The sequence below is a fragment of the Streptomyces sp. SID9727 genome, from assembly GCF_010550605.1.
In the GTDB taxonomy this organism is placed as follows: domain Bacteria; phylum Actinomycetota; class Actinomycetes; order Streptomycetales; family Streptomycetaceae; genus Streptomyces.
In genome coordinates this window covers 1-1592 of the sequence record NZ_JAAGNI010000046.1, presented here as the reverse complement: position 1 = coordinate 1592, position 1592 = coordinate 1, and the positions used below count along the sequence as shown (strand labels likewise).

General features: G+C 74.8%; 1 protein-coding gene and 1 pseudogene. Both read right to left on the bottom strand.

What is annotated here, in order from left to right; all coding sequences use genetic code 11:
* Window positions 1-327 (bottom strand): annotated as a pseudogene (locus G3I41_RS02710) (cellulose-binding protein); the annotation flags it as partial.
* A gap of 197 nt (window positions 328-524) precedes the next feature.
* On the bottom strand, window positions 525-1592 hold a 1068-nt coding region (locus G3I41_RS02705), incomplete at its 5' end, for an SUKH-4 family immunity protein (RefSeq protein WP_203600078.1).

The window sequence follows — 1592 nt, the reverse complement described above, 5'->3', positions numbered from 1 at the left end:
CGCGTCCGCCTCGTCCCGGAACGCCTGCGCCTCCTCCCGGGCCGCGCCCAGGAGCGCCCCCGCCTCCTCCTCCGCCAGCTCCAGGATCCGCAGCGCCCGCTCCCCCAGCGGCGCGTAGTCCGGCGGGGCCAGCCGCGCCACGGCCTCGTCCAGCCGGGCCGACTCCGCCGCCAACTCCTCCGCCAGCTCCGTCAGCCGGGCCACCCGCGCCACGGCCTCGTCGCGCTCCGCGGACAGGGCCGCCACCGCCCGGTCCACCTGCTCCGGGCGGTACCCACGACCCCGTACACCGACGAACCCGTACGCGGACACCGGTGCAGAACTCATCCCTGACGCCTCTTTCCGATCTTCCCGACTCCGACGCTCCGGCCAACGAGCGATAGGTCAAGGATGCGGCAATTGGTCGGGAAGTCTGAATCGATGCGGCGCTTTCCGGACGGAAGCGACCGGCATCACACACGGGAAAGGCGGGGTGCCCGGCCCCCCGAAAAGGGACCGGGCACCCCGCCTCACGCACGCGACCGTCAGATGAGGCCGTCCCACATCTGCTCCAGCAGCACCGACCACCAGCTCTCCGGCGACGCCAGCGCCGCCGCGTCCAGCGCCACCAGCTGCGCCTGGAAGTCCACCGTCCAGCGGCCCGCCTGCTCCGGGTCCAGCCCGTACCGCAGCCGCCACATCCGGCCCAGCAACGCCATGCAGCGCACGAACTCCGGCAGCCCCGTGTTCACGAACTGCGGCGGCACCGGCGCACCGCCCGGACCCGCCTCCACCGGCACCGCCACGATGTGCGCGGTCCCGTACTGGACACAGACCGCCCGGCCGAAGTCCGAGCCCATCACCAGGTACGACCCCGCGTCCGACGCGGGCTGCACCTGCCGCTGCGCCGCCAGCTCCGCCAGCGTCGGCACCACCGGCTGACCCGGCTGCGCCCAGAAGAACGGCCCGAAGTCGGCGGGCAGACCCGCCCACACCAGGGTCCGCGCCACGAGCTCGGGCACGCCCTGACGCGACACCGCGCGCTGGTCGAAGCGGAGCACGCCCTGCGGACCGAAGGTCTGCATCATCTCCTCGGCCAGCGCCTCCGGCGGCACCGGCGGCGCCGGCTGCATCTGCGGCAGCGGCGCCCGCACCGGCGCGGGCCGCGCGGGACCGTCCGCCACCTGGTGCAGCTCGCCCTGGTGCGTCAGCAGATGCTGCATGCCCTGCTGCCGGCTCGCGTGGTCCGTGCCGTACGGGGCGACGGACGTGATCCGCACCTGCGGCCAGGTCTCCCGGATCATCCGGGCGCAGTAGCCGCCGGGCAGCTCACAGGACTCCAGCTCCGTGTGCAGCTCGATCACCTGCTGCGGCGGCACGTTCATCGCCCGCAGCTCGTGCAGCATCTGCCACTCCGGGTGCGGCGTACCCGGCGCCGAACGGCGGATCAGCTGCTGCTCACTGCCGTCCGGCGCCCGGAACCGCAGCACCGCCTGATAGCCCGGACCCACGGTCGGCTGACCGGGCGGCGCCTGCGGATAGCCGTACGCGGGCGGCGCGCCCGCCGGCGGACCCGGCGGCTGCGGCGCCCCCGGACCGGCCTGCGCCGGCCC